Annotated in this window: 15 protein-coding genes and 1 tRNA gene; 5 read left to right on the top strand and 11 right to left on the bottom strand. The window is 67.0% G+C overall.

Annotated elements, in window-relative coordinates:
* The first annotated feature begins 31 nt into the window (after nucleotides 1-31).
* Nucleotides 32-1042 (top strand): hypothetical protein, encoded by a 1011-nt coding sequence (locus ACHL_RS04210; protein ID WP_043794455.1) that lies wholly within the window; start codon nucleotides 32-34, stop codon nucleotides 1040-1042.
* 79 nt (nucleotides 1043-1121) lie between these two features.
* Here ACHL_RS04210 and ACHL_RS04205 read toward each other — a convergent pair whose 3' ends face one another.
* The gene (locus tag ACHL_RS04205) at nucleotides 1122-1487 is read right to left on the bottom strand and encodes a hypothetical protein (protein WP_015936057.1); all 366 of its coding nucleotides are present in this window, start codon (nucleotides 1485-1487) and stop codon (nucleotides 1122-1124) included.
* Between the two features lie 134 nt (nucleotides 1488-1621).
* Between ACHL_RS04205 and ACHL_RS04200 the strand changes: the two genes are divergently transcribed.
* Complete coding sequence (locus ACHL_RS04200; RefSeq protein ID WP_015936056.1) at nucleotides 1622-1804, top strand: hypothetical protein; 183 nt, start codon at nucleotides 1622-1624, stop codon at nucleotides 1802-1804.
* A 153-nt stretch (nucleotides 1805-1957) separates the two neighbouring features.
* Here ACHL_RS04200 and ACHL_RS04195 read toward each other — a convergent pair whose 3' ends face one another.
* The 9 genes from ACHL_RS04195 to ACHL_RS04155 form a co-directional block, all read right to left on the bottom strand.
* Nucleotides 1958-2803: an aldo/keto reductase gene (locus tag ACHL_RS04195; RefSeq protein WP_015936055.1), complete on the bottom strand. Its 846-nt coding sequence runs from the start codon at nucleotides 2801-2803 to the stop codon at nucleotides 1958-1960.
* A gap of 104 nt (nucleotides 2804-2907) precedes the next feature.
* Nucleotides 2908-3357, bottom strand: a complete 450-nt coding sequence (locus ACHL_RS04190; protein WP_015936054.1) for a hypothetical protein — start codon at nucleotides 3355-3357, stop codon at nucleotides 2908-2910.
* Between the two features lie 7 nt (nucleotides 3358-3364).
* Nucleotides 3365-4012: a bacterial proteasome activator family protein gene (locus ACHL_RS04185; RefSeq protein WP_015936053.1), complete on the bottom strand. Its 648-nt coding sequence runs from the start codon at nucleotides 4010-4012 to the stop codon at nucleotides 3365-3367.
* Between the two features lie 79 nt (nucleotides 4013-4091).
* On the bottom strand, nucleotides 4092-4295 hold the full coding sequence (locus ACHL_RS04180) for a YbdD/YjiX family protein (protein ID WP_015936052.1): 204 nt from the start codon (nucleotides 4293-4295) through the stop codon (nucleotides 4092-4094).
* Nucleotides 4295-6592, bottom strand: a complete 2298-nt coding sequence (locus ACHL_RS04175; RefSeq protein ID WP_015936051.1) for a carbon starvation CstA family protein — start codon at nucleotides 6590-6592, stop codon at nucleotides 4295-4297. The genes ACHL_RS04180 and ACHL_RS04175 overlap by 1 nt, the downstream gene beginning before the upstream one ends.
* 245 nt (nucleotides 6593-6837) lie before the next feature.
* Nucleotides 6838-9714, bottom strand: a complete 2877-nt coding sequence (locus ACHL_RS04170; RefSeq protein WP_015936050.1) for a hypothetical protein — start codon at nucleotides 9712-9714, stop codon at nucleotides 6838-6840.
* Complete coding sequence (locus ACHL_RS04165; protein ID WP_015936049.1) at nucleotides 9714-10451, bottom strand: ABC transporter ATP-binding protein; 738 nt, start codon at nucleotides 10449-10451, stop codon at nucleotides 9714-9716. Before ACHL_RS04165 ends, ACHL_RS04170 begins: the two co-directional genes overlap by 1 nt.
* Nucleotides 10448-11056, bottom strand: coding sequence for a PadR family transcriptional regulator (locus ACHL_RS04160; RefSeq protein ID WP_015936048.1), 609 nt, complete (start codon nucleotides 11054-11056; stop codon nucleotides 10448-10450). The genes ACHL_RS04165 and ACHL_RS04160 overlap by 4 nt, the downstream gene beginning before the upstream one ends.
* 122 nt (nucleotides 11057-11178) lie before the next feature.
* Nucleotides 11179-12162, bottom strand: a complete 984-nt coding sequence (locus ACHL_RS04155; protein ID WP_015936047.1) for an NAD(P)H-quinone oxidoreductase — start codon at nucleotides 12160-12162, stop codon at nucleotides 11179-11181.
* 108 nt (nucleotides 12163-12270) lie between these two features.
* Here ACHL_RS04155 and ACHL_RS04150 point away from each other — a divergent pair.
* The 3 genes from ACHL_RS04150 (at nucleotide 12271) to ACHL_RS04140 (ending at nucleotide 18290) form a co-directional block, all read left to right on the top strand.
* A tRNA-Ser gene (locus ACHL_RS04150) sits at nucleotides 12271-12358 on the top strand.
* 225 nt (nucleotides 12359-12583) lie between these two features.
* Nucleotides 12584-13372 carry a VOC family protein gene (locus ACHL_RS04145; protein ID WP_015936046.1) on the top strand — a complete coding sequence of 263 codons (789 nt, stop codon included), beginning with the start codon at nucleotides 12584-12586 and terminating at the stop codon, nucleotides 13370-13372.
* Nucleotides 13373-13751: 379 nt separating this feature from the next.
* Nucleotides 13752-18290, top strand: coding sequence for an ExeM/NucH family extracellular endonuclease (locus tag ACHL_RS04140; RefSeq protein WP_015936045.1), 4539 nt, complete (start codon nucleotides 13752-13754; stop codon nucleotides 18288-18290).
* A 118-nt stretch (nucleotides 18291-18408) separates the two neighbouring features.
* Here ACHL_RS04140 and ACHL_RS04135 read toward each other — a convergent pair whose 3' ends face one another.
* Nucleotides 18409-19332: a TauD/TfdA dioxygenase family protein gene (locus ACHL_RS04135; protein WP_015936044.1), complete on the bottom strand. Its 924-nt coding sequence runs from the start codon at nucleotides 19330-19332 to the stop codon at nucleotides 18409-18411.
* Nucleotides 19333-19753: the final 421 nt, after the last annotated feature.

Below are 19753 nucleotides of genomic sequence, written 5' to 3'. Positions count from 1 at the left end.
CGCCCCAGCCCTCCCGCCTATGATGGCGGACATGGATGAAGAGGCCCTGGCCGGGATCGCCAACGGGCTGTACGCCTGTCCCCTGGACGACTTCGTAGCGGCCCGGACGGCGGCGGCCAAGGAGGCGGCAGGCAGGGATAAGGGCCTGGGCGCGGCAGTCCGCGGGCTTGCCAAACCGTCGGTGGGCGCCTGGGCCGTGAATATGCTCGTTTTGCACCGGCCGGACGTCCTCGACGAACTCGCGGACCTCGGCACCCGCATGCGTGCGGCGCAGGCGTCCCTTGATGCCCCCGCCCTCCGCGACCTGGGGCGTGAGCGGCGTACCCTGTTGGCCTCCGCCGTCGACGCCGCCCGCACTGTTGCCGGCAGTCAGGGCCGGCAGCTCAGCGACACTGTTGCCGGGGATGTCGAGGAAACACTGCGTGCTTTGACCGCCGATGAAGGGGCCGCTGCCGCTGTCCGCAGCGGCCGGCTCCTGAAAACCCTGTCCGCCGACGGGGTCAGCGCGGCAGACCTGGACGGCATGGTGGCCGTGCCGGGCGCCCTCCCCGCGACACCGGCTGCCGCTCACCCGGTCCTTGCCTCCGTGCCGACATCCGGAAATTCAGATACCGAAAATTCACGGCCAGGAAAGAAGCAGCGTACGACGCCGGAGGCCGGCTCCCAGCCCCGGCCCACCAGGCCGCGCCTTGAGGCCGTCCGGCAGACGCCGCGGCCGGCGTCGCCCCCTCTGCTGGAAAGGGCCAGGGCGGCGCTGGAGGTGGCCGAAGAAGAAGCGTCCGAAGCTGCCGGGCATGCCGTGGACCTTCAGGCGGAAGCCGAGCAGACTACCGCGGACATTGCCCGGCTGCAGGAGGAGACGGCGGACTTGCGTGGCCGCCTGAAAACGGCCGAGGCAGAACTGGACCAGTCGAAGAAGCGCCTCGCTGCCGTCGCCGCGGAGGCCAAACAGGCTGCGCGGGCCGCGGATAAGGCGGCCCGGGCAGCCGTCCTGGCCCAGGAACGGGTCCTTCGGCTGGATCACCGGGAGGCAGGAACCTGACTCCGAAACGTCCCGACCCGGTGGGCCCCCGGCCGGCTCCATACGTTCCCGGGGACAGAATCCCCGTGGGGAGTGCCCCTCAGGCGGCTACACCTGCGAGGGACCGGCGGATGCCGACGATCCTGATGGCCACGCCCACCAGCACCAGGCTGATGCCGAACCCCATCAGCATCCAGATGGGCACAGCGGCGGAGTCGATGCTCCGGTAGCACTCGGCCGCAAGGCCTGTGGTGAGCAATTGAGCATCGGACAGTTCAGCTGCGCCGCTGTGCGGGATCATCGGGCTGCCGCACAGCGGCGCCACGGATTTGAGTCCCAGCACCACACTGAGGATCTGCAGGGCGAACCCGACCGCCACCGTCAACATCCAGCCGCGCCGCCGTGCCAGTTCACGATTAATGTGCCTGGTGGCGTTGTCCCGGTCCGAAGAATCTCTAACCTCCATGATGAAAGCCTAGCCGGAGTCTCCGGTCCCGGCGGCGCCCACAACTGGCCGCGATGTGCGCTGGGGCCACTGTCACAAGGCAACACGCGGGGCCGATTCCGTGGAATGTCAGACCCCGGTTGCACACTGGATTTATGGAAAACACCGTTCAGGAATTTCACGTCACCTACTTCGACGCCGACTCCGGCCGTGCTCGCTCTGAGTCCTTCGACACCATGGTGGAGGCTCAGCGTTTCGCTGACCGGCAGTGCTCCGGTGAGGACGGCTGGGCGGTGATCGACGCTGTCAGCGTCGAGTCCGTACGCATCGCCGCCTGACCCACAGGTTCAGGCCGGGCCGGCCAGTCACCACTGGAAGGCCCGTTGCAACAGAAGAACCCGCACCGCCTGGGCCAGCCAGGTGGTGCGGGTTCGACGTCACTGCTAAGCAGGACCGCCTGCCAATGCGGGGCTCACTGCGGACAGGCTGACTTATGCGAAGTCGGAGACGGCCGGGTCGGGGCCGATCCGGCCTTCACCGCTGGCGGTCCGGTCGAGGGCGTTGATTGCCTCGACGTCCTCGGCGTCCAGCGTGACGTCGAGTGCTGCGTAGTTCTCCCGGATCCGGGATTCGGTGACCGACTTCGGGATCACCACGTTGCCAATGGCGAGGTGCCAGGCGATGACAACCTGGGCCGGCGTGGCCTGGTGCTTGGCGGCGATAGCGGCAACGGCGGCGTCTTCCAGGAGCTCGCCGCCCTGGCCCAGCGGTGACCAGGCCTGGGTCAGGATGCCCTTGGAAGCACCGAACTCGCGCAGCTCGCGCTGGCTGAAGTACGGGTGGAGCTCGATCTGGTGGATGGCCGGGACCACACCGGTTTCGTCGATGAGCCGCTGCAGCCCGTCAACGGTGAAGTTGGAGACGCCGATGGACTTGACCCGGCCGCGCTTCTGGAGCTCGATCAGCGCCTTCCAGGTGTCGACGTACTTGTCCTGCTTGGGCTGCATCCAGTGGATCAGGTACAGGTCCAGGGTTTCCAGGCCGAGGCGGTCCATGGATTCCTCGAAGGCAGCCAGTGTGGACTCATAGCCCTGATCGGCATTCCACAGCTTGGTGGTGATGAAGATCTGCTCCGGGGTCAGGCCGGAGCTGGCGATGGCGCGCCCCACGCCCGCTTCGTTGCCATAGATTTTGGCGGTGTCGATGTGGCGGAAGCCAGCTTCGAATGCCTGCCGGACCACCTTCTCAGCCACGTCGTCTTCGACCTGCCACACGCCGTAGCCGAGCTGGGGGATCGTGTTTCCGTCGTTGAAAGTGAGTGTAGGTGAAAGAGTCATGACTTCATCCTGCCAAACGGCGGGCGCGGAAAGGTGTGATTCCCGGTCTGTCAGCCAGGCGCGTAACGCACAAAGTCACCCCTGGCAGCGGGAATAAATTGCGGCTAGGAGGTTTCCCCGGCAAGGTGCCGCTCGGCGTCGGCAACCTGCTCGTAGACGGCTTCCGCTCGCCGGCGCACGGATGCCGCCCCAACCGGGACGGGCCCGACGGCGAGCCGCAGCATGGCGGCAGCCTCGGCTGTGGTGGCCAGCGAGTTGCCGGCTTTGGACAGTGCCCGGTGCACGCCGGAGAGGGCGGCGGGAATGTCCAGGCCGTCACTGGGTGAGCGTCGCTGGGCTTCGACGCAGACGGCCCGCACCCGGTCCAGCAGGGCAGCGAGTTCGTTGGCGATCTCCACCAGCTCGCCGTACAGCTGGTCATCCTCCACGCCCTCGAGCACCTGGTGGAAGCGGTCCAGTCCCCGGTGGAAGCGGTCGTGGGCGCGGCGCCACAACCCCTTGCCCAGTTCCGCGTCGTCCTTGCGCCCCTGCCTGGCGGCGCTGAAAAAACCCAACCGGGACCTACAGGTACTGTCCGGGACCGTGGTCCGGATCATCGCGCTTGCCGGCATGGGCAGGGGCACCCGGCCGGGGCGCCCCGGCGGGGGCGCGTTCCGGTTCACCGTTTTCCCCGATCACCACACCCGGGGCGATGACAGTTCCCGGGGGCAGCTGGCGGAGCTGCATCTGGGCGGCCGCGTGCTCCCGGGCGGCATGCTGGGCCGCGATGGCGGTCTGGATGCCGTGGAACAATCCTTCGAGCCAGCCCACCAGCTGGGCGTGGGCGATCCGGAGCTCGGCGTCGGAAGGGGTGCCTTCATCGGAGAACGGGAGGCTGATGCGGTGCAGTTCCGCCACGAGCTCGGGCGACAGGCCGTCCTCCAGCTCCTGGATGGAGCGGGCGTGGATTTCGGCCAGGCGTTCCCGGGCGGCCTGGTCCAGGGGGGCGGACTTCACTTCTTCCAGGAGCTGCCGGATCATGGTGCCGATCCGCATCACCTTGGCCGGTTCGTCCACCAGGTCCTGCACGCTGCTGCCCTTGGGCTTTCGGCCGTCACGAGTGTCGGCCGGTGCCTCGGCCTGCGCGGGAGCCGAGGGCTCACTGTCATCAAGGGTGGTGCCTTCGACGGGGAGGTCCTCAGCTGACGGGGTGTCTTTCGGATCGCTCATGCGTTCATACTCTCATGAGCTGTTCCGTTGGAACTTCACTCCATGAACCCGCCTGACGCGGCGTCCGCTGAGGGCTAAATCAGCAGCAGCGGCCCTGCGGGTTGGCGTCCTGCCGGTCGGTCCTGTCGCGCCAGAACTCCCGCTCCGTCAGCGGGGGTCCGCTGTGCCCCGAAGCCCGGTGGTGTTCGAGATACTTGGCGTACGCATCTGCACCGAGGACCCCGCTGAGGTACCGCGCGAAACCACGGAACCCGCTGGACAGTACTGCCAGTCCGGCGCTCATCAGTGGTGGCCTGCCCGTTCGAACCGCAGGTTGGCCGGGACCTTCTCCCACTCCGCCATCAGTTCGCGCTCGGCAGCCGTGGGGATGAGGCCGGCAGGTGCGAACACGCGGGACGGCAAAGCCGGATCCTCGTTGTCCTTCGCCGTGCCCGTGCCCCGGTTCCGGAAGGCCTTCACCGTGGCGAGCACCGCGGTCGCGATCACGATGATGCTCAGCACCACGAAGATCACGGACAGCCAGCCCTGGATGGCGGTGTTGCGGACCACGGCTTCCATGGCGGCAACGGTCTTGGCGGTGCCGAACTCCGCCTTGCCGTCCGCCAGGGCCTTGCTGAACGCTGCGTTATTGGCGAAGTAACCCACGGCGGGCGTGGGAGAAAAGATCTTCTGGTAGCTGGCCGTGATGGTGACCACCGCAGCGAAGGCCAGCGGCAGGGCCACAATCCACAGGTATTTGAAGGTGCCGCGCTTGGCCACGATGGCCAGGCAGACGGAGAGCGCGATGGCGGCCAGCAACTGGTTGGCAATGCCGAACAGCGGGAACAGGGTGTTGATGCCGCCCAGTGGGTCGGTGACTCCCATCAGCAGGACCGCGCCCCAGGCACCCACCATGATGGCCGTGCAGAGCCAGGCCCCGGGACGCCAGGAGGCTTCCTTGAACTTGGGCACAAAGTTGCCGATCGAGTCCTGAAGCATGAACCGGGCCACCCGCGTGCCGGCGTCAACGGCCGTCAGGATGAAGAGGGCTTCGAACATGATGGCGAAGTGGTACCAGAAGGACATCATGGCCGTACCGCCGATGAACTGCTGCATGATGTGGGCCAGGCCCACGGCCAGGGTGGGCGCGCCGCCGGTACGGGAGACGACGCTTTGTTCGCCCACGTTCCGCGCTGTCTCAGCCAGCAGCTCGGGGGTGATGTTGACCCCGGCCAAGCCCAGGCTGTTGACCCAGGTGGCGGCGGTTTCCACGGTGCCGCCGGTGAGCGCTGCCGGGGCGTTCATGGCGAAGTACAGGCCGCGGTCGATCGAGATGGCCGCCACGAGGGCCATGATGGCCACGAAGGATTCCATGAGCATGCCGCCGTACCCGATGAACCGGGTCTGGCGCTCCTTCTCCACCAGTTTGGGAGTGGTGCCGGAGGAAATAAGGGCATGGAACCCGGATAGCGCACCGCACGCGATGGTGACGAACAGGAACGGGAACAGCGCGCCCGGGAACACGGGGCCGTTTTCCCTGCTGGCGAATTCGCTGAAGGCCGGGACGTTGATTTCCGGCCGGACCACGATGATGGCCAGCGCGAGCATGACGATCACGCCGATCTTCATGAACGTGGACAGGTAGTCGCGGGGTGCCAGCAGCAGCCAGACGGGAAGGATGGCGGCGATGAAACCATAGACAATCAGGCCCCAGGCAATGGTCACTTTGTCCAGGGTGAAGACGTCGGCGCCCCACGCCGTTTCCGCCACAACGCCGCCGCCAATGATGGCGGCCATGAGCAGCACGAACCCGATGATGGAGACTTCCATGACCTTGCCCGGCCGGAGGTAGCGCAGGTAGACGCCCATGAAGAGCGCGATGGGGATGGTCATGCCTACGGAGAAGACGCCCCACGGGCTTTCGCCCAGGGCGTTGACGACGACGAGCGCCAGGATGGCGACGATGATCACCATGATCAGCAGGGTGGCAATGAGGGCGGCCGTGCCGCCGATGACGCCGAGTTCCTCGCGGGCCATCTGGCCCAGTGAACGTCCGCCGCGGCGCATGGAGAAGAACATCACCAGGTAGTCCTGCACGGCACCGGCGAGGACTACGCCCACGATGATCCAGATGGTCCCGGGCAGGTAGCCCATCTGGGCCGCGATGACCGGGCCAACCAGCGGGCCGGCGCCGGCGATGGCTGCGAAGTGGTGGCCGAAGAGGACGTTCCGGTCCGTCCGGACGTAGTCCTTGCCGTCAGCTTTGTACTCGGCGGGGGTTGCCCGCCGGTCATCGGGCTTGGTGATGAACCGTTCGATCACCTTGGAGTAGAACCGGTAACCGATCAGGTAAGTGCACACCGAGGCGAAGACAAACCAGATGGCGTTGACGGTCTCGCCCCGGACGATGGCGAGCATGAACCATGCCACGCCGCCCAGCAGGGAGATCGCCGCCCAGAGCGCGATCTTTCCCGGGGTCCATTTGCTGTCTTCGGATTCGCGGACGGCATCGTCCACGGCTGTGGGTGGGAGCGCCGGGTCGGTATCCACCGCACCCTCCCGCCCCGATGAGCCGGACCTGTTCTCTGGCGCTGCGGCCATTGTCTCCTCCTTGAGATTCGTGCGGATCTGCTCTGAGGCACCCTACCGAACCCGGGGGTGCGGGCGGCGACGGTTCTGCCGGGTGCCCGGGGTTATGCGGCAGGCGGCAGGCAATCGGCGACGAACGACGGCGGACGGGCGGCCTGTGAATTCCACGTTAGGCTTCCTTGGCCCCGGCCAAAAGAGGCGCGCCACGGGAAACGGTTGCGAACGAGCACGGCGCCGGGCATATTCCGGTGCCAGAATCAGCCGCCGAGGGCCCTTCGGGTCATCGGCAGCGCAGACCTGGTGAAGGCCCAGGCCAGGGCTGACGCTGTCAGCGGGATGGCCATCACCATCGCCGCAAGGGGAAGCCAGGGTACCTCCAGCGAGGAACGCATCTCCGTGGAAGCGACAATGAGCACGGCGGGCACCGTGCCCGCCACGGCACCCAGCACAGCTCCAAGCCCTGAGGTGAAGAGCGCCTGCGACGCCGCCAGAGTCTTCCGCAGCCGCGGCGCCGCCCCCACTCCAGCCAGCGTGGCATGGTCCGTCCGGGCATCGGCGAGGGCAAGGCCAGTGGTGATCCCGGCCGCGCTGAAGGTGATCAAAGCGCTGATAGCCACGATCAGCCAGCCCATCCAGGCCTGGTCTTTGGGAACCCCCGGTTCCACCCAGAATCCCAGGCCGTAGTGTCCGACGACTCCGGCCACCGCACCGGTCACCGCGTCAACCTCAGCCGCCGAAGGAGGCCGGTTGAGCTGAATGGCCAGCCCGACGGCCTTCGGATCAAGGCGCAGGCGCCCGGCCGTGGCCGGCGAGACGATGCCGTAGTAGGGCACGGCCACCGCGGGCTCCAGAATGACGGCGTCCAAGACGGTGCTGGTGACAGCTTCGTGGACGATGGACCCGTCCGACGGCGATGGCTGCTGGGTGCGCACGTCCAGGCCCTGCAGCTCGACTTTTCCGTCGCGGACAAATGCCGGGTTGGTCACCACCATGGCCCCGGCGTCCAGGGCGGCAACGATGGCAGCCCCGGCTTCGCTCCCGAACATGGCACGGATATCGTCGGCGCCGCCCACCAGGATGGACCGGTCCGTTGGCTGGTCCGAGGCCATGGAGCCGCGACACCGCCAGTCGTCCGGATCCACGACCCGCCGTTGGGGCGTGACCGGACATTCCTGGCCGCTTGGCCTGGCAAGGGCGTAGAGGAGACAGTTGGACGTTTCAGTCGCCACGGGCCCGGCGGGACCTGAGCCTTCCCCGAAACCACAGTTTTCCACCGGCGCGGGGGTAGTGACTGTCCTGGTCCAGGAGACGCTGTCCAGGGCACCCGAGACGGCAGCCGAGAGCCGCTCCGGGTCGACAGTCACGGCCGGAGCGGCGGTGCCGTCGGCCAGCGGTGGCTGCGCGAGGTTAAGCGGCAGGTACGACTGGTTCTCCAGTGCGCTCCAGGAATGCGACTGGCGCTGCCCTGCCAGTTGGCTGGCCGTCAGCACCAGGGCCGCACTTGCCAGGGTCGCGGCGGCCAGTACGGCCGCCACCGCCGGGACCGTCCGGCTCCGGTTCCTGGCGGAGTCCCGTGCCGCCATGCGCAGCGGCAGCGGCATGGCCCGGGTGCGGGATGTCAGGGTCGCTGCCAGCCATCCGGTCAGGAGCACTAGGGCCACCACCGCCAGGACCGCTCCCCCGGCCAGCATCGCGGAAACTGCGGCGGCCTGTTGTGCCCGCTGGTCGGGGTCCTTGGCCGAGCTGCCCAGGGCCGAGCCTGCGGCTAGCAGTCCGGCGGCCGCCAAGAGCACAGCCACCCCGGCGAGGGTGCTCCGGCGTCCGCTTGCTGCCGGTGCGCGTCCGGACTTGAGCGCACCCAGCAGTGCCTGCCGGGCAACGAGGTTGGCCGGCGCCAGGGCGGCAAGGATGCAGGCCGCCAAGCCCATCAGCATGGCTACGGTGGTCAATAGCAGATCCGGGTGGACTCCCGCCAGGCGGGCGGAACCGGTGGAACGGACCCACCAGACCACTCCGGCCGCAGCTGCTAAGCCGGCAGCGGCGCCGGCCGTGACGGCCAGGCCGCCGAGCCACAGGCCGCTGGCGGTGACCACGGCACGGATGGTGGGTGCTTCGGCTCCGGAAGCCGCAAGAAGAGCGAGTTCGCGCACCTGGTGCTTGGCCCCGACGGCGAACGCTGCCCCGGCCAGGAGGCCGACTTCCAGCAGGGCAAGGGCACCCACCACAGCGAAGGTGGCGTAGGTGGCGACCGTCTCCGAGGGAACTCCGGCCACCCTGGCCCCCGGCACGGTCAGCTCGCCCGGCGGCGGCGGATCCAGCACCACGCTGCGGGACAGCACTCCCACGCCCTTGCTGTTGGCCTCCCTGACCTGCTGCCAGGTGACCGGTTCCGGTCCTGTCACATAGTAGGAGGCAGCCTGTGCGGAAGCGGGCCCCTGGACAAGGCCTGCGGGCACCTGCGCGAACTGCAGGTACAGCGTGCTGTTGTTGTCCGAGGCGTCCGCGTCGCGGATGGTGCCCACCGGGACAAAGGTCCCCGCCGACGTCGTAAGTTCCTCGCCCAAGTCCACGTTGAACCGCTTGAGCAGCCCGCGTGAGGCCAAAACCTCTGCACCGCCTGCCGGTGCCCGGCCATCCAGGAGGGTGAATTTCCCCTCGAAAGCCTCGTTCAGCGCGTCCACCTGCACGCCGTTCAGCGTGACCTTGGCCGCGCCCACGGAGGTGGTCAGCTGCAATTGCCGCAGCGGCAGTATCCCGTAGCCGGGCGGAAGCAGGTCCTTGGGGTCCGTGGGAACGAAATCACCATCCAGCTCTCCGGTGCTCGAGGCCACTACGGAGTCATTCAGCGGGTCCTGGACGGAGTCCCCATTGGGCGTGGGCAAAGCGACGAAGCGTGCCTGGGTTTTGCCCAGTTCGTACCGCACGATTTCCTGCGGCGTCCGCAGTGAACTTTGGTACAGGGTGCCTGCCGCGGTCATCCCTGCCACCGGCAGCATGATCAGCAGCACGATGAGCAGGGACCGGCCCCTGTGCCGGGCAATGTCCCGCCGGGCCATCCTCAGGGCCACCCGGAAACTGCCTCGGCGGCCACCGGCGGCCGGCGCCAACTCCAGCGGCGGGTGCCGGTGGGGCATCAGAGGCCCGCCTGAGTCAGGAGGAAGGTGGGGTCGTGCATTGCGGCAGCCTGGTCAACAATCCGCCCATCCCGCAGGAAGACCACCCTGTCAGCCCACGCTGCGTGACGGGCTTCGTGCGTCACCAGCATGACGGCGGCACCGGCATCGGCACGGCAGCGCAGGACTTCCATGACCCCATGCCCCGTGGTGGAGTCCAGCGCACCGGTGGGTTCGTCCGCCAGGATCAGCCGCCGCTGGCCCACGATGGCCCGGGCAATGGCGACGCGCTGCTGCTGGCCGCCGGACATCTGGTCCATGAAGCGGTCCGCGAGTTCCGGGATGCCCACCTGGCGGAGGGCATCCAGCGCCTGCCGCCCCGCTTTCCGTGCCGCCGTCCCGTCCAGTTCCAGGGGAAGCGCCACATTCTCGGCCGCGGTCAGTGTGGGGACCAGGTTGAAGTCCTGGAACACGTAGCCCACCGCACGCCGCCGCAGCCTGGCAAGCTCGTTCAGGCCGAGTCCGGCAAGCGGCGTCGACTCCACGAAGACCCCGCCCGACGTCGGCCGGTCCAGTCCGCCGGCCAGCGCCAGCAGGGAGGATTTTCCGGAGCCGGACGGGCCCATGACGGCCACGAACTCGCCCGCTGCGATGGTGAGGTCCACGTCCCTCAACGCGGCGACCGCCGTCGCGCCTTCCCCGAAAGTCCTGCTCACCCTGGCCAGTTCAAGGACCTGCTGCGGCCCGCGGACGCTCACCGCCGGTTGTCCGCGTTGAGCGGGGCGGCGTCTTCCGTGACCCCGTTGGACGTTTTGCGCGCGGCACTTTGGCCGGCCGATTGTGCCTGCTGGACCATCCTGGCTTCGCAGAGATCCAGCCAGCGGACCTCGGCCTCGGTCTGGAAGATGAGGGAATCGAGCACCAGCAGCCAGGCGGTGTCCGCGGTGCGCTGGTTGGCGGCGGTGTCGCGGCGGGCCTTGGTGTAGTCCTGCAGTGCCCGGATGGATGCCACCCGCTGGGCCTGGATGATGGCCTGGACATCCACGCCGGGAAGGGTGACGGCGAGCGCCAGCTTGATGGCGAGTTCATTCCTGGGCGGGTTGTTCCGCTCCACGGGGGCGGCGAACCAGCCCTGCACTTCCGCGGCACCCTCGGCGGTGATGCTGTAGACCACGTGGCCGCCGCCGTCGTCGCCTTCCCTGGCCACCAGGCCATCGCGCTCCAGCCGGTCCAGGGTGGTGTAGACCTGTCCGATGTTCAGGGGCCAGGTGGCTCCCGTGCGGGTTTCGAACTCGACCCGCAGCTGGTAGCCGTAGCGCGGCTGGTCCTGCAGCAGGGCGAGGAGGCTGTGGCGTATGGACATGGTGCTCCCCCGGGCTTAGTCACTATCCGGTATGCACAGGCCCCCAAGACCTGTGCATACCGCGTATAGCCGAGCCTAGCCCGTTGATGCCGATCAAGCAATACTCAGTATCTATCCGGCGGTCACATCACCAGCAGGACCTTGCCCACATGGTCGCCGCTGTCGAAGTATTCATGTGCCGCGCTGACCTGGTCCAGCGGGAACGTCCTGGCCACGAGGGGCTGGATCCTGCCATCCGCCACCATCGGCCAGACGTGGTCCCTGACCTCGTTCAGGATGGCGCCCTTTTCGGCTACCGGCCGGGGGCGAAGGGCGGTGGCCACCACAGCGGCCCGCTTCCTGAGCAGTTCGCCAAGGTCCAGCTCACCCTTAGTGCCGCCCTGCAGGCCAATGACCACCAGGCGCCCGTACTCGGCGAGCGCCTCGATATTTTGCTTCAGGTACTTGGCACCCACCACATCGAGGATCACGTCGGCACCCTTGCCGCCGTTCTGCCTGCGCAGGCTTTCCGGGAAGTCCTCTTCCGCGTAGTTGATGGCGATGTCCGCCCCCAGGAAAGCCTTCGCAGTGCTGACTTTCTCATCAGTGCCGGCCGTGGTGGCCACCTTCGCGCCGTAGGCCTTGGCCAGCTGGATGGCCATGGTTCCGATCCCGCCTGTGGCGCCATGGATGAGTACCGTTTCCCCGGCCTGCAACTGGGCCGTCATGACCAGGTTCGAGTACACCGTGGCGGCCACTTCCGGCAGGGACGCCGCCGTCACCAAGTCAACGCCGTCGGGCAGCCGCAGGACCTGCTCCGCGGGAACGGCAACCTGCTGCGCGTAGCCGCCGCCGGCGAGCAGCGCCACCACTTTGTCGCCCAGCGAGAACGGCTTGGTCACACCCGTACCAAACCCTGCGATGCGGCCGGAAACTTCCAGTCCGGGGATCTCCGATGCGCCGGGCGGCGGCGGGTAGAACCCGCGGCGCTGCTGCACGTCGGCACGGTTCAAGCCGGCGGCCACGACATCGATCAACACCTCGCCGGGACCGGGCACCGGGGCCTCGACCTCGCGTACCTCGAGTACTTCCGGTCCTCCCGGTTCCGAAATGTAGACGGCTTTCATGGACCACTCCCTGTTCCTGACTCAATACCGGTCCAACCAGTGTGCACCGGGTCTGCACTGCGGGCCTGTTTTGTTGCAGGCAAGTGCCTATGAAACACTACTCGTTGAGGAAGGTTGTCCGAGCGGCCGAAGGAGCTGGTCTTGAAAACCAGTGTGCGGTAACCCCGTACCAAGAGTTCGAATCTCTTACCTTCCGCGATCAGGACCCCCGCCCGCCGGCAGCACCGGCAGGCGGGGGTCCTTCGTTTTAAGTCCGGGCTTCGTTCCGCTGACGTTGCCGGTATGCGGTGGCCAGCCTGCGCGCAGGCCCTTGATCGCTGTCAGGGCCTGCACATAGGGTCGGGGTGACCGGCTCCACTACCCCCGGACACGTTCCCACACCCCTCAGCCAGCCTTCCGCACCCCGCGACAGGAGACCGTTATGCCGAGCCCCATGTCCACCCCCGGCGCCCCTTGCTGGATCGACCTCGTGACGTCCGATATTTCCGCCGCCCGCACGTTCTACGGAGAGCTCTTCGGATGGGAATTCGAAACGGGCGACCAGGAGAAGTACGGCGGCTACACCACCGCCAGGAAGAACGGCAAGACAGTTGCCGGGATCATGCAGAAGGATGCCGGCATGGCGGCCTTGCCCGACATCTGGTCCACCTACCTGCGGAGCGAGGACGCCGCGGCCACCGCGGAAGCTGTCGGCCGCCACGGCGGCCAGGTCTACATGCCTCCCATGGATGTTCCGGAGCAGGGCTTCATGGCAATCTTCGGGGATGCGTCCGGCGCCTCAATCGGCGTCTGGCAGCCCCGGGAGATGAAGGGCTACGAGCTGGTGGCCGAGCCCGGTTCCGCCGCCTGGCACGAATTGCACGCCAAGGACTACGACGCCGCCGTGCGCTTCTACCAGGACGTCTTCGGCTGGGACACCGAAGTCATGAGTGATTCGCCGGAATTCCGCTACACCACGCTGGGGTCGGGCATGTCCGCGCAGGCCGGGATCCTCGATGCGTCCGGGTACCTGCCGGCTGAGGTGCCCTCGCACTGGCAGGTCTATTTTGCGGTGGCGGACACGGATGCCAGCATAGCCCAGGCCACCGCCATGGGCGCCACCGTCCTGGATGGCCCGGAAGACAGCAGCTTCGGCCGGGTGGCGATGCTCGCCGACCCCACCGGTGCCACGTTCAAAATCATCTCCAGCCAGGCGGGCCCGGCGGCATAGGCACGGGGTAACAGCACAGGGTCAAGCAACCGCCGCGGGCCCCCGACACCCGCAACAACTCATCCGATACCGGCCGGAGCTTCTTGCTACCGGCCGGTATTGTTTGTGATGGCCGGCACATCCAGGTATCAGGTGCCGGCCACCGCAACGGCATCACCCGCCCGGGGCCACGGTCGCTCCGGAATGGTGGACGGGCCGCTCCGCTGGGGAACGATCCGCCGAATGCACGCACTGGCCACTTTGCGTTCATTCAGTGCTGTTGGGATATGCCGGACAACCACTTGACCAGGAGCAGGGTCCGGCCCCAGTCCGATCGGTACAACCCGGACATACTCCAATGGGTCCCCCACCGGGGACAATCTCATGAAAGTAAGAGCGGATGCATCAAACACCTTGGAAATTAGCGCTGGGCACAGCGTTGTCGGCGGGGCTCATCGCAGCCCCGTTGACGGCCCTGCCTGCGGCAGCGGACAGCACGGCCGCGGAGGTCTCAGCCTCTGCAGGCACATCGCCCGTTGTCATCAACGAGGCCTACCTGAGCGGCGGAAGCAGCGGCGCCGCCTATAAGAACAAGTTTGTGGAGCTCTACAACACCTCGGACGCCCCGGTGTCACTGGACGGCTGGTCCGTCCAGTACCGCGCAGCCGGCGGGACGGGTGCGCCTTCCGGAGTGTCGGCACTGTCCGGTTCCATTGCGGCCAAGGGATATTACCTGGTCCAAGGCGGGAGCAACGGCGCTAACGGCGCGGACCTCCCCAAGCCAGACCTCGTAGCCGGCGGCCTGAACCCGAGCGGCACCGCGGGGACCATCGTGCTCGCCAAGCAGCCCTCCGCCGTCGTGCTTCCCACCGGTTCCACGGTAGAAACCGCCGGCGTTGCGGACCTCCTCGGGTACGGAACGTCGAACACCTTTGAAACCCAGGCCGCTGCGGCCCCGGCAGGCAACGCGGACGTCAAGAGCCTGAACCGGACCGGCGGCGCGGACAGCAACAACAACGCCGCCGATTTCAGCCTCAGCGCATCCATCACGCCGACAGCCTCCGGCGGGACCGCGCCCAACCCTGATCCGACGCCCACCCCTGATCCTGTGGCCAAGACCATCGCCGAGATCCAGGGGACCGGCACCGCCAGTCCCCTGACCGGTACCACCGTGACCACCAAGGGCAAGGTCACCGCTGCGTTTCCCACCGGCGGCCTGAACGGCTACTACCTCCAGACTCCCGGCACGGGCGGCGACCTGACGGCCACGAACCACGCGGCTTCGGACGGCATCTTCGTCTACTCCCCCGCCACGGTTGGCTCGGTCAAGGCCGGCGACTATGTCCAGGTGACAGGTACCGTGGCCGAGTACTACGGTATGACGCAGGTCAACGTCACCGCGGCAGCCGGGCTCACGCAGCTCACTGAGGCGGCGCCCGAGGTGAAGCCCACCATCTTCACCCTGCCCGCCACAGAGGCGTTCCGCGAGTCGCTGGAAGGAATGCTCCTGGCACCCCAGGGACCCCTGACGGTAACGGACAACTACAGCCTGAACCAGTACGGCGAGATCGGACTGGCCGGCGGCACCACTCCGCTGGTGCAGCCCACCGCCGTCGCCCCGTACGGCTCGGCGGAGTACAACGCCGCCGTTGCTGACAACGCGTCCCGCGGCATCAAGCTCGACGACGGCGCCAGCACCAACTTCCTCAAGGACGCCGCCACCAAGGCCGAGGTGCTGCCCTACCTCACCACCACGGACCCGGTCCGCGTCGGCTCTCCCGCGACCTTCACCACCAACGTGGTGCTGGGCTACGCCAACGAGTCCTGGAAGCTGCAGCCGCTGACCCACCTCACCGATGCCAACAAGGCAACGGTCCAGCCGGCCAGCTTCGGCGCCACCCGCACCGAAGCCCCCGCACCGGTGGGCGGCAACGTCAAGATCGCCTCGTTCAACGTGCTAAACTACTTCCCCACCACCGGGGACACCCTCACCGGCTGCACCTATTACGGGGACCGTGCCGGCAACCCCATCACCGTCCGCGGCGGCTGTGACGCCCGCGGAGCGGCCAACGCCGAGAACTTCCAGCGGCAGCAGGACAAGATCGTCGCCGCCATCACCAAGACCGGCGCCGACGTGGTCACGCTGATGGAGATTGAAAACTCCGCGCAGTTCGGCAAGAACCGGGATGACGCCCTCGCCAAGCTCGTCGAAGCACTGAACATCCCCACCCCAGGCATCTGGGACTATGTCCGCTCACCGGCCAACGCACCCCCGCTGGCCGATGAGGACATGATCCGCACCGCCTTCATCTACAAAAAAGCCGTTGCAGAACCCGTGGGTGAATCCATCATCCACAACGACACCACCGCTTTTGCCAGCGCCCGCAAGCCGCTGGCCCAGGTGTTCAAGCCCGTGGGCGGCGGCGCAGGCACCGAATTCATCGCCATCGCCAACCACTTCAAGTCCAAGGGCTCCGCCGCAACGCCGGACGACACGGACAAGGGCCAGGGCAACTCCAACCTCGCCCGCACCGCCCAGGCCAAGTCCCTGCTGGACTTCGCCACCTCGCTGCAGCAGTCGAAGGGCACCGACAAGGTCTTCCTGATCGGTGACTTCAACTCCTACGGCAAGGAAGACCCCATCAACGTCCTGACGGCCGCCGGCTACGTCAACCAGGACGATAAGGCAAAGAACGCCGACGGTTCCGCCAAGCACTCGTACCTTTTCGGCGGCCTGGTGGGGTCCCTGGACCATATCCTGGCCTCCCCTGCAGCCAACGGCGTGGTGACCGGCGCGGACATCTGGAACATCAACTCCGTTGAATCCGTGGCCCTGGAATACAGCCGCTACAACAACAACGTCACCAACTACTACGCACCGGACCAGTTCCGCGCCAGCGACCACGACCCCGTGGTGGTGGGCCTGGACCTGAAGTCCGCACCCTCCAGCGTTGACCTGAACTTCCTGGGCATCAACGATTTCCACGGCCGGATCGACGCCAACACCGTCCAGTTCGCCGGAACCATCGAGAAGCTGCGGGCGGCTGCCGCCCCCGGAGCAACAGCATTCCTCTCCGCCGGCGACAACATCGGCGCGTCCCTGTTTGCCTCCGCCGTGGCCAAGGACCAGCCCACCATCGATGTGCTGAACGCCCTTGAGCTCAAGGCCTCGGCAGTTGGCAACCACGAGTTCGACGGCGGCTGGGCAGACCTGCGCGACCGCGTCATTGCGGGCGGCAGCAACGCCAAGTTCCCGTACCTGGGTGCCAACGTGTACCGGAAGGGCACCACGGAACCGGTCCTGCCGGAGTACACGGTGCTGGACATGAACGGCATCAAGGTGGCCGTCATCGGCACCGTCACCCAGGAAGTCCCCTCCCTGGTGACTCCGGCCGGCATCGCCGACCTCGAGTTCGGCGACCCGGTGGAGGCCATCAACCGGGCCGCAGCGAAGATCAAGGCAGGCAACCTCGCCGACGTCATCATCGTGGAAAACCACGACGGCGCCGGGTCCGGTGTGGTGGAAGGCTCCACGCTGGAGCAGGAAGTGGCAGCTGGCGGCCCGTTCGCGAAGCTGGTCACCGAAACCACCGCAGACGTGGATGCCATCTTCACCGGCCACACGCACAAGGAATATGCCTGGGACGCCCCCGTCCCCGGTGTGCAGGGCAAGACCCGGCCCATCGTGCAGACCGGCAACTACGGCGAGAACGTGGGCCAGATCCAGCTGACCTTGGATACCGCCACCAAGGAAGTCACCGGTTACAAGGCCGGCAACGTCAAGCGGACCACTGATGCGGCCGCGGACCTGATCGCGGCCTACCCGCGGGTGGCCGCTGTGGATTCCATCGTGCAGAAGGCCCTGGCTGCCGCAGCCGAGGTAGGCAACCAGCCTGTCGGCTCGGTCACCAAGGACATCACCACCGCTTTCAGCACCGACGCCACAGGAACCGCAAAGCGCGATGACCGCGGCAGCGAGTCAACCCTGGGCAACCTGGTGGCCGACTCACTGCTCGATTCGCTCAAGCCGGCCGAACTGGGCGGGGCGGAGATCGGCGTCGTGAACCCCGGCGGCCTCCGCAACGAGCTGTACTACGCTCCGGACGGGACCATCACCTATGCCGAAGCGAACGCCGTTCTGCCGTTCGTCAACAACCTCTGGACCACCTCCCTGACCGGAGCGCAGTTCAAGACCCTGCTGGAGCAGCAGTGGCAGACCAACGCCGACGGCACGGTCCCCAGCCGCACGTACCTGCAGCTTGGCCTGTCCAAGAACGTGAACTACACCTACGACGCCGCACGCACCGCCGGGGACAGGATTACGTCAATCCGGGTCAACGGTGAGGTGCTGGATCCTGCCAAGTCCTACAGGGTGGGCACGTTCAGCTTCCTGGCAACCGGCGGTGACAACTTCCGGGACTTCACCCAGGGAGCCAATACGCGCGATTCCGGGCTCGTGGACCGGGATGCGTGGATCGGCTACCTGCAGAAGAGCAGCCCGGTGGCCCCGGACTTTGCCCGCCGTTCAGTGGCCGTGGTGAACACCACTGCCGCGGAGGTAAAGCCCGGCGAACCGGTCAACCTGGCGGTCTCCAAGCTGGACCTGACCTCGCTGGGCAGCCCGGTGAACACCGCGCTCGCCGGCGTTTTCACCGATTCAGCCGGCAAGGCCACCCAGGTGGGAACCGTGCCCGTATCGGCTGGGTCCGCCACCGTCAGCTTCGCCGTTCCGGCAGGAGCAGCCGCCGGTACGGCAACGCTGGTGCTCACCGCTGCGGAGTCCGGCACGAAGGTGACCGTCGCGGTACAGGTGGCAGCCACCACGCCGCTGCCGCCTGCGTGCACGGCACCCACCAAGCCGGCCAAGTGGTACGACGTCCTGGGCTGGATCCGCTACGGCATCGCCTGGCTCCAGTACCAGCAGTGCCTGCGCGGCTGATGCTGCGCCGGTAAGGCATAGAACACGAAAAGGGGTGTCCCTCCCGGCCAGCTGGCCGGGAGGGACACCCCTTTCATTGCGCGGGAGTTTTCGGCCCCGCGGTGCGTGCCCAAGAAGCTCAGTTCACGACGACGGTTTCCGAGTACGTGGACGAGTCGCCCTTGATAGAGGTGCTGCTGCGCCCGTCCACGCCTACCGGCACGTCACCGGCGATGGTCACGCGGTTGAGTTTGCGCGGCTGGCCATCGTAGTTGTCCGGCGCGTAGTGCTGGGTGATGCGGTTGTCGAACAGGACCAGCTGGTTGGGTTCCCAGTTCACCCGCACCACGTTTTCGGGGCGGGTGATGTACGCCTGAAGGATCCTGAGGATGTCTTTTGATTCGGTGTTGGACAGTCCCACGATCCGCAGCCGCTGGGCAAAACCGCCAATGAACAGGCCACGTTCACCCGTCAGGGGGTGGACCCGGACAACCGGATGGGCGGTTTCGAAGTGGATCCGGGTGAACTCCTTGCGCCGCTCCTCCGCGTTGGCGTGTTCGAGGTTCTTGGGCCGGGAGTAGTCGTAGTCGTTGGTGTGGATGGCCCAGAGGGTGTCGGCAAAGTTGCGCAGCTCGTCCGGCAGGTCCCGGTAGGCGCCGGCGGAGGAGGCAATAAGGGTTTCTCCCCCGTATTCCGGAAGGGTGATGCTGCGCAGGGTGGACGCCTGGGGCGGGTTGACCACGAAGGTGACATCGGTGTGCCAGTTGTTGGCACTGCCGTTCTCGCTGTCCACCGGCAGCACGGCGGGTTTGCCCTCCACCGATGCGACGGTGGGGTGGGCGTTGGTGAGCGGGCCGAAGTGGCTGGCAAAGCGGACCTGGTCCTCGTCCGTCAGCACGTTCGCTTCCCGGAAGACCAACGCTTTGTGGACGCTGAGGGCCTCGCGGATCTGCGCTACGGTGCCCGGGCTGAGGTCTGCGCTGAGTTCCAGGCCGCGGATTTCGGCGCCGATGCGGGAGCCGAGCTTCGCGAATTCGAGCTTTGTTTCGGTAACGGTGGTCATGGTGGTCATTGCCTTTCGCTTCGGGGTGTTTGGCTCAGTTCAGGTGGTTGGCTTTGCGTGTGGCAACCACTAGAGCAGAGCTCACGGGGATGCAGAAGAGGCAGGTTCTCCGTAGGAAATCCCAAGAAATGTGCTGCCACGCGGGGTTATCCGGAGCCTTGTCGGGCAGCACGGAGAACGCCTGCGAAACCCCGTGTCACATTCGGGCGGCGGGCGTTCATGGTCCGTAAGGAACGATCCGCCAAGCGCTTCACGAGTGGTCACGGGGACCGGCTCGGCGGACCCAGGGTTGGCCGATGTCCGGCATTCCCGGCGGATTTTGCCGTCCGGCCGGGTGCCCGGCAGCGGGCACGTCAAGTCATGCCGGCACGCATCGGACCGCCAAGGAGGAACCCGGACCTAATATTTCTGCCGGGAAAGA

Origin of the sequence: Pseudarthrobacter chlorophenolicus A6 (genome assembly GCF_000022025.1) — a bacterium.
Classification (GTDB): domain Bacteria; phylum Actinomycetota; class Actinomycetes; order Actinomycetales; family Micrococcaceae; genus Arthrobacter; species Arthrobacter chlorophenolicus.
The sequence above is the reverse complement of the archived record's forward strand: the minus strand, read 5'-3'. Positions and strand labels throughout refer to the sequence as shown.

Bases quoted from the DNA above. Each gene is read 5' to 3' on its own strand.
- ACHL_RS04145 (WP_015936046.1), top strand. From the start codon at position 12,584: ATGCCGAGCCCCATGTCCACCCCCGGCGCCCCTTGCTGGATCGACCTC.
- ACHL_RS04195 (WP_015936055.1), bottom strand. From the start codon at position 2,803: ATGACTCTTTCACCTACACTCACTTTCAACGACGGAAACACGATCCCC.
- ACHL_RS04180 (WP_015936052.1), bottom strand. From the start codon at position 4,295: ATGAGCGCCGGACTGGCAGTACTGTCCAGCGGGTTCCGTGGTTTCGCG.
- ACHL_RS04155 (WP_015936047.1), bottom strand. From the start codon at position 12,162: ATGAAAGCCGTCTACATTTCGGAACCGGGAGGACCGGAAGTACTCGAG.
- ACHL_RS04135 (WP_015936044.1), bottom strand. From the start codon at position 19,332: ATGACCACCGTTACCGAAACAAAGCTCGAATTCGCGAAGCTCGGCTCC.
- ACHL_RS04170 (WP_015936050.1), bottom strand. From the start codon at position 9,714: ATGCCCCACCGGCACCCGCCGCTGGAGTTGGCGCCGGCCGCCGGTGGC.
- ACHL_RS04140 (WP_015936045.1), top strand. From the start codon at position 13,752: ATGCATCAAACACCTTGGAAATTAGCGCTGGGCACAGCGTTGTCGGCG.
- ACHL_RS04205 (WP_015936057.1), bottom strand. From the start codon at position 1,487: ATGGAGGTTAGAGATTCTTCGGACCGGGACAACGCCACCAGGCACATT.
- ACHL_RS04210 (WP_043794455.1), top strand. From the start codon at position 32: ATGGATGAAGAGGCCCTGGCCGGGATCGCCAACGGGCTGTACGCCTGT.
- ACHL_RS04185 (WP_015936053.1), bottom strand. From the start codon at position 4,012: ATGAGCGATCCGAAAGACACCCCGTCAGCTGAGGACCTCCCCGTCGAA.
- ACHL_RS04160 (WP_015936048.1), bottom strand. From the start codon at position 11,056: ATGTCCATACGCCACAGCCTCCTCGCCCTGCTGCAGGACCAGCCGCGC.
- ACHL_RS04200 (WP_015936056.1), top strand. From the start codon at position 1,622: ATGGAAAACACCGTTCAGGAATTTCACGTCACCTACTTCGACGCCGAC.
- ACHL_RS04175 (WP_015936051.1), bottom strand. From the start codon at position 6,592: ATGGCCGCAGCGCCAGAGAACAGGTCCGGCTCATCGGGGCGGGAGGGT.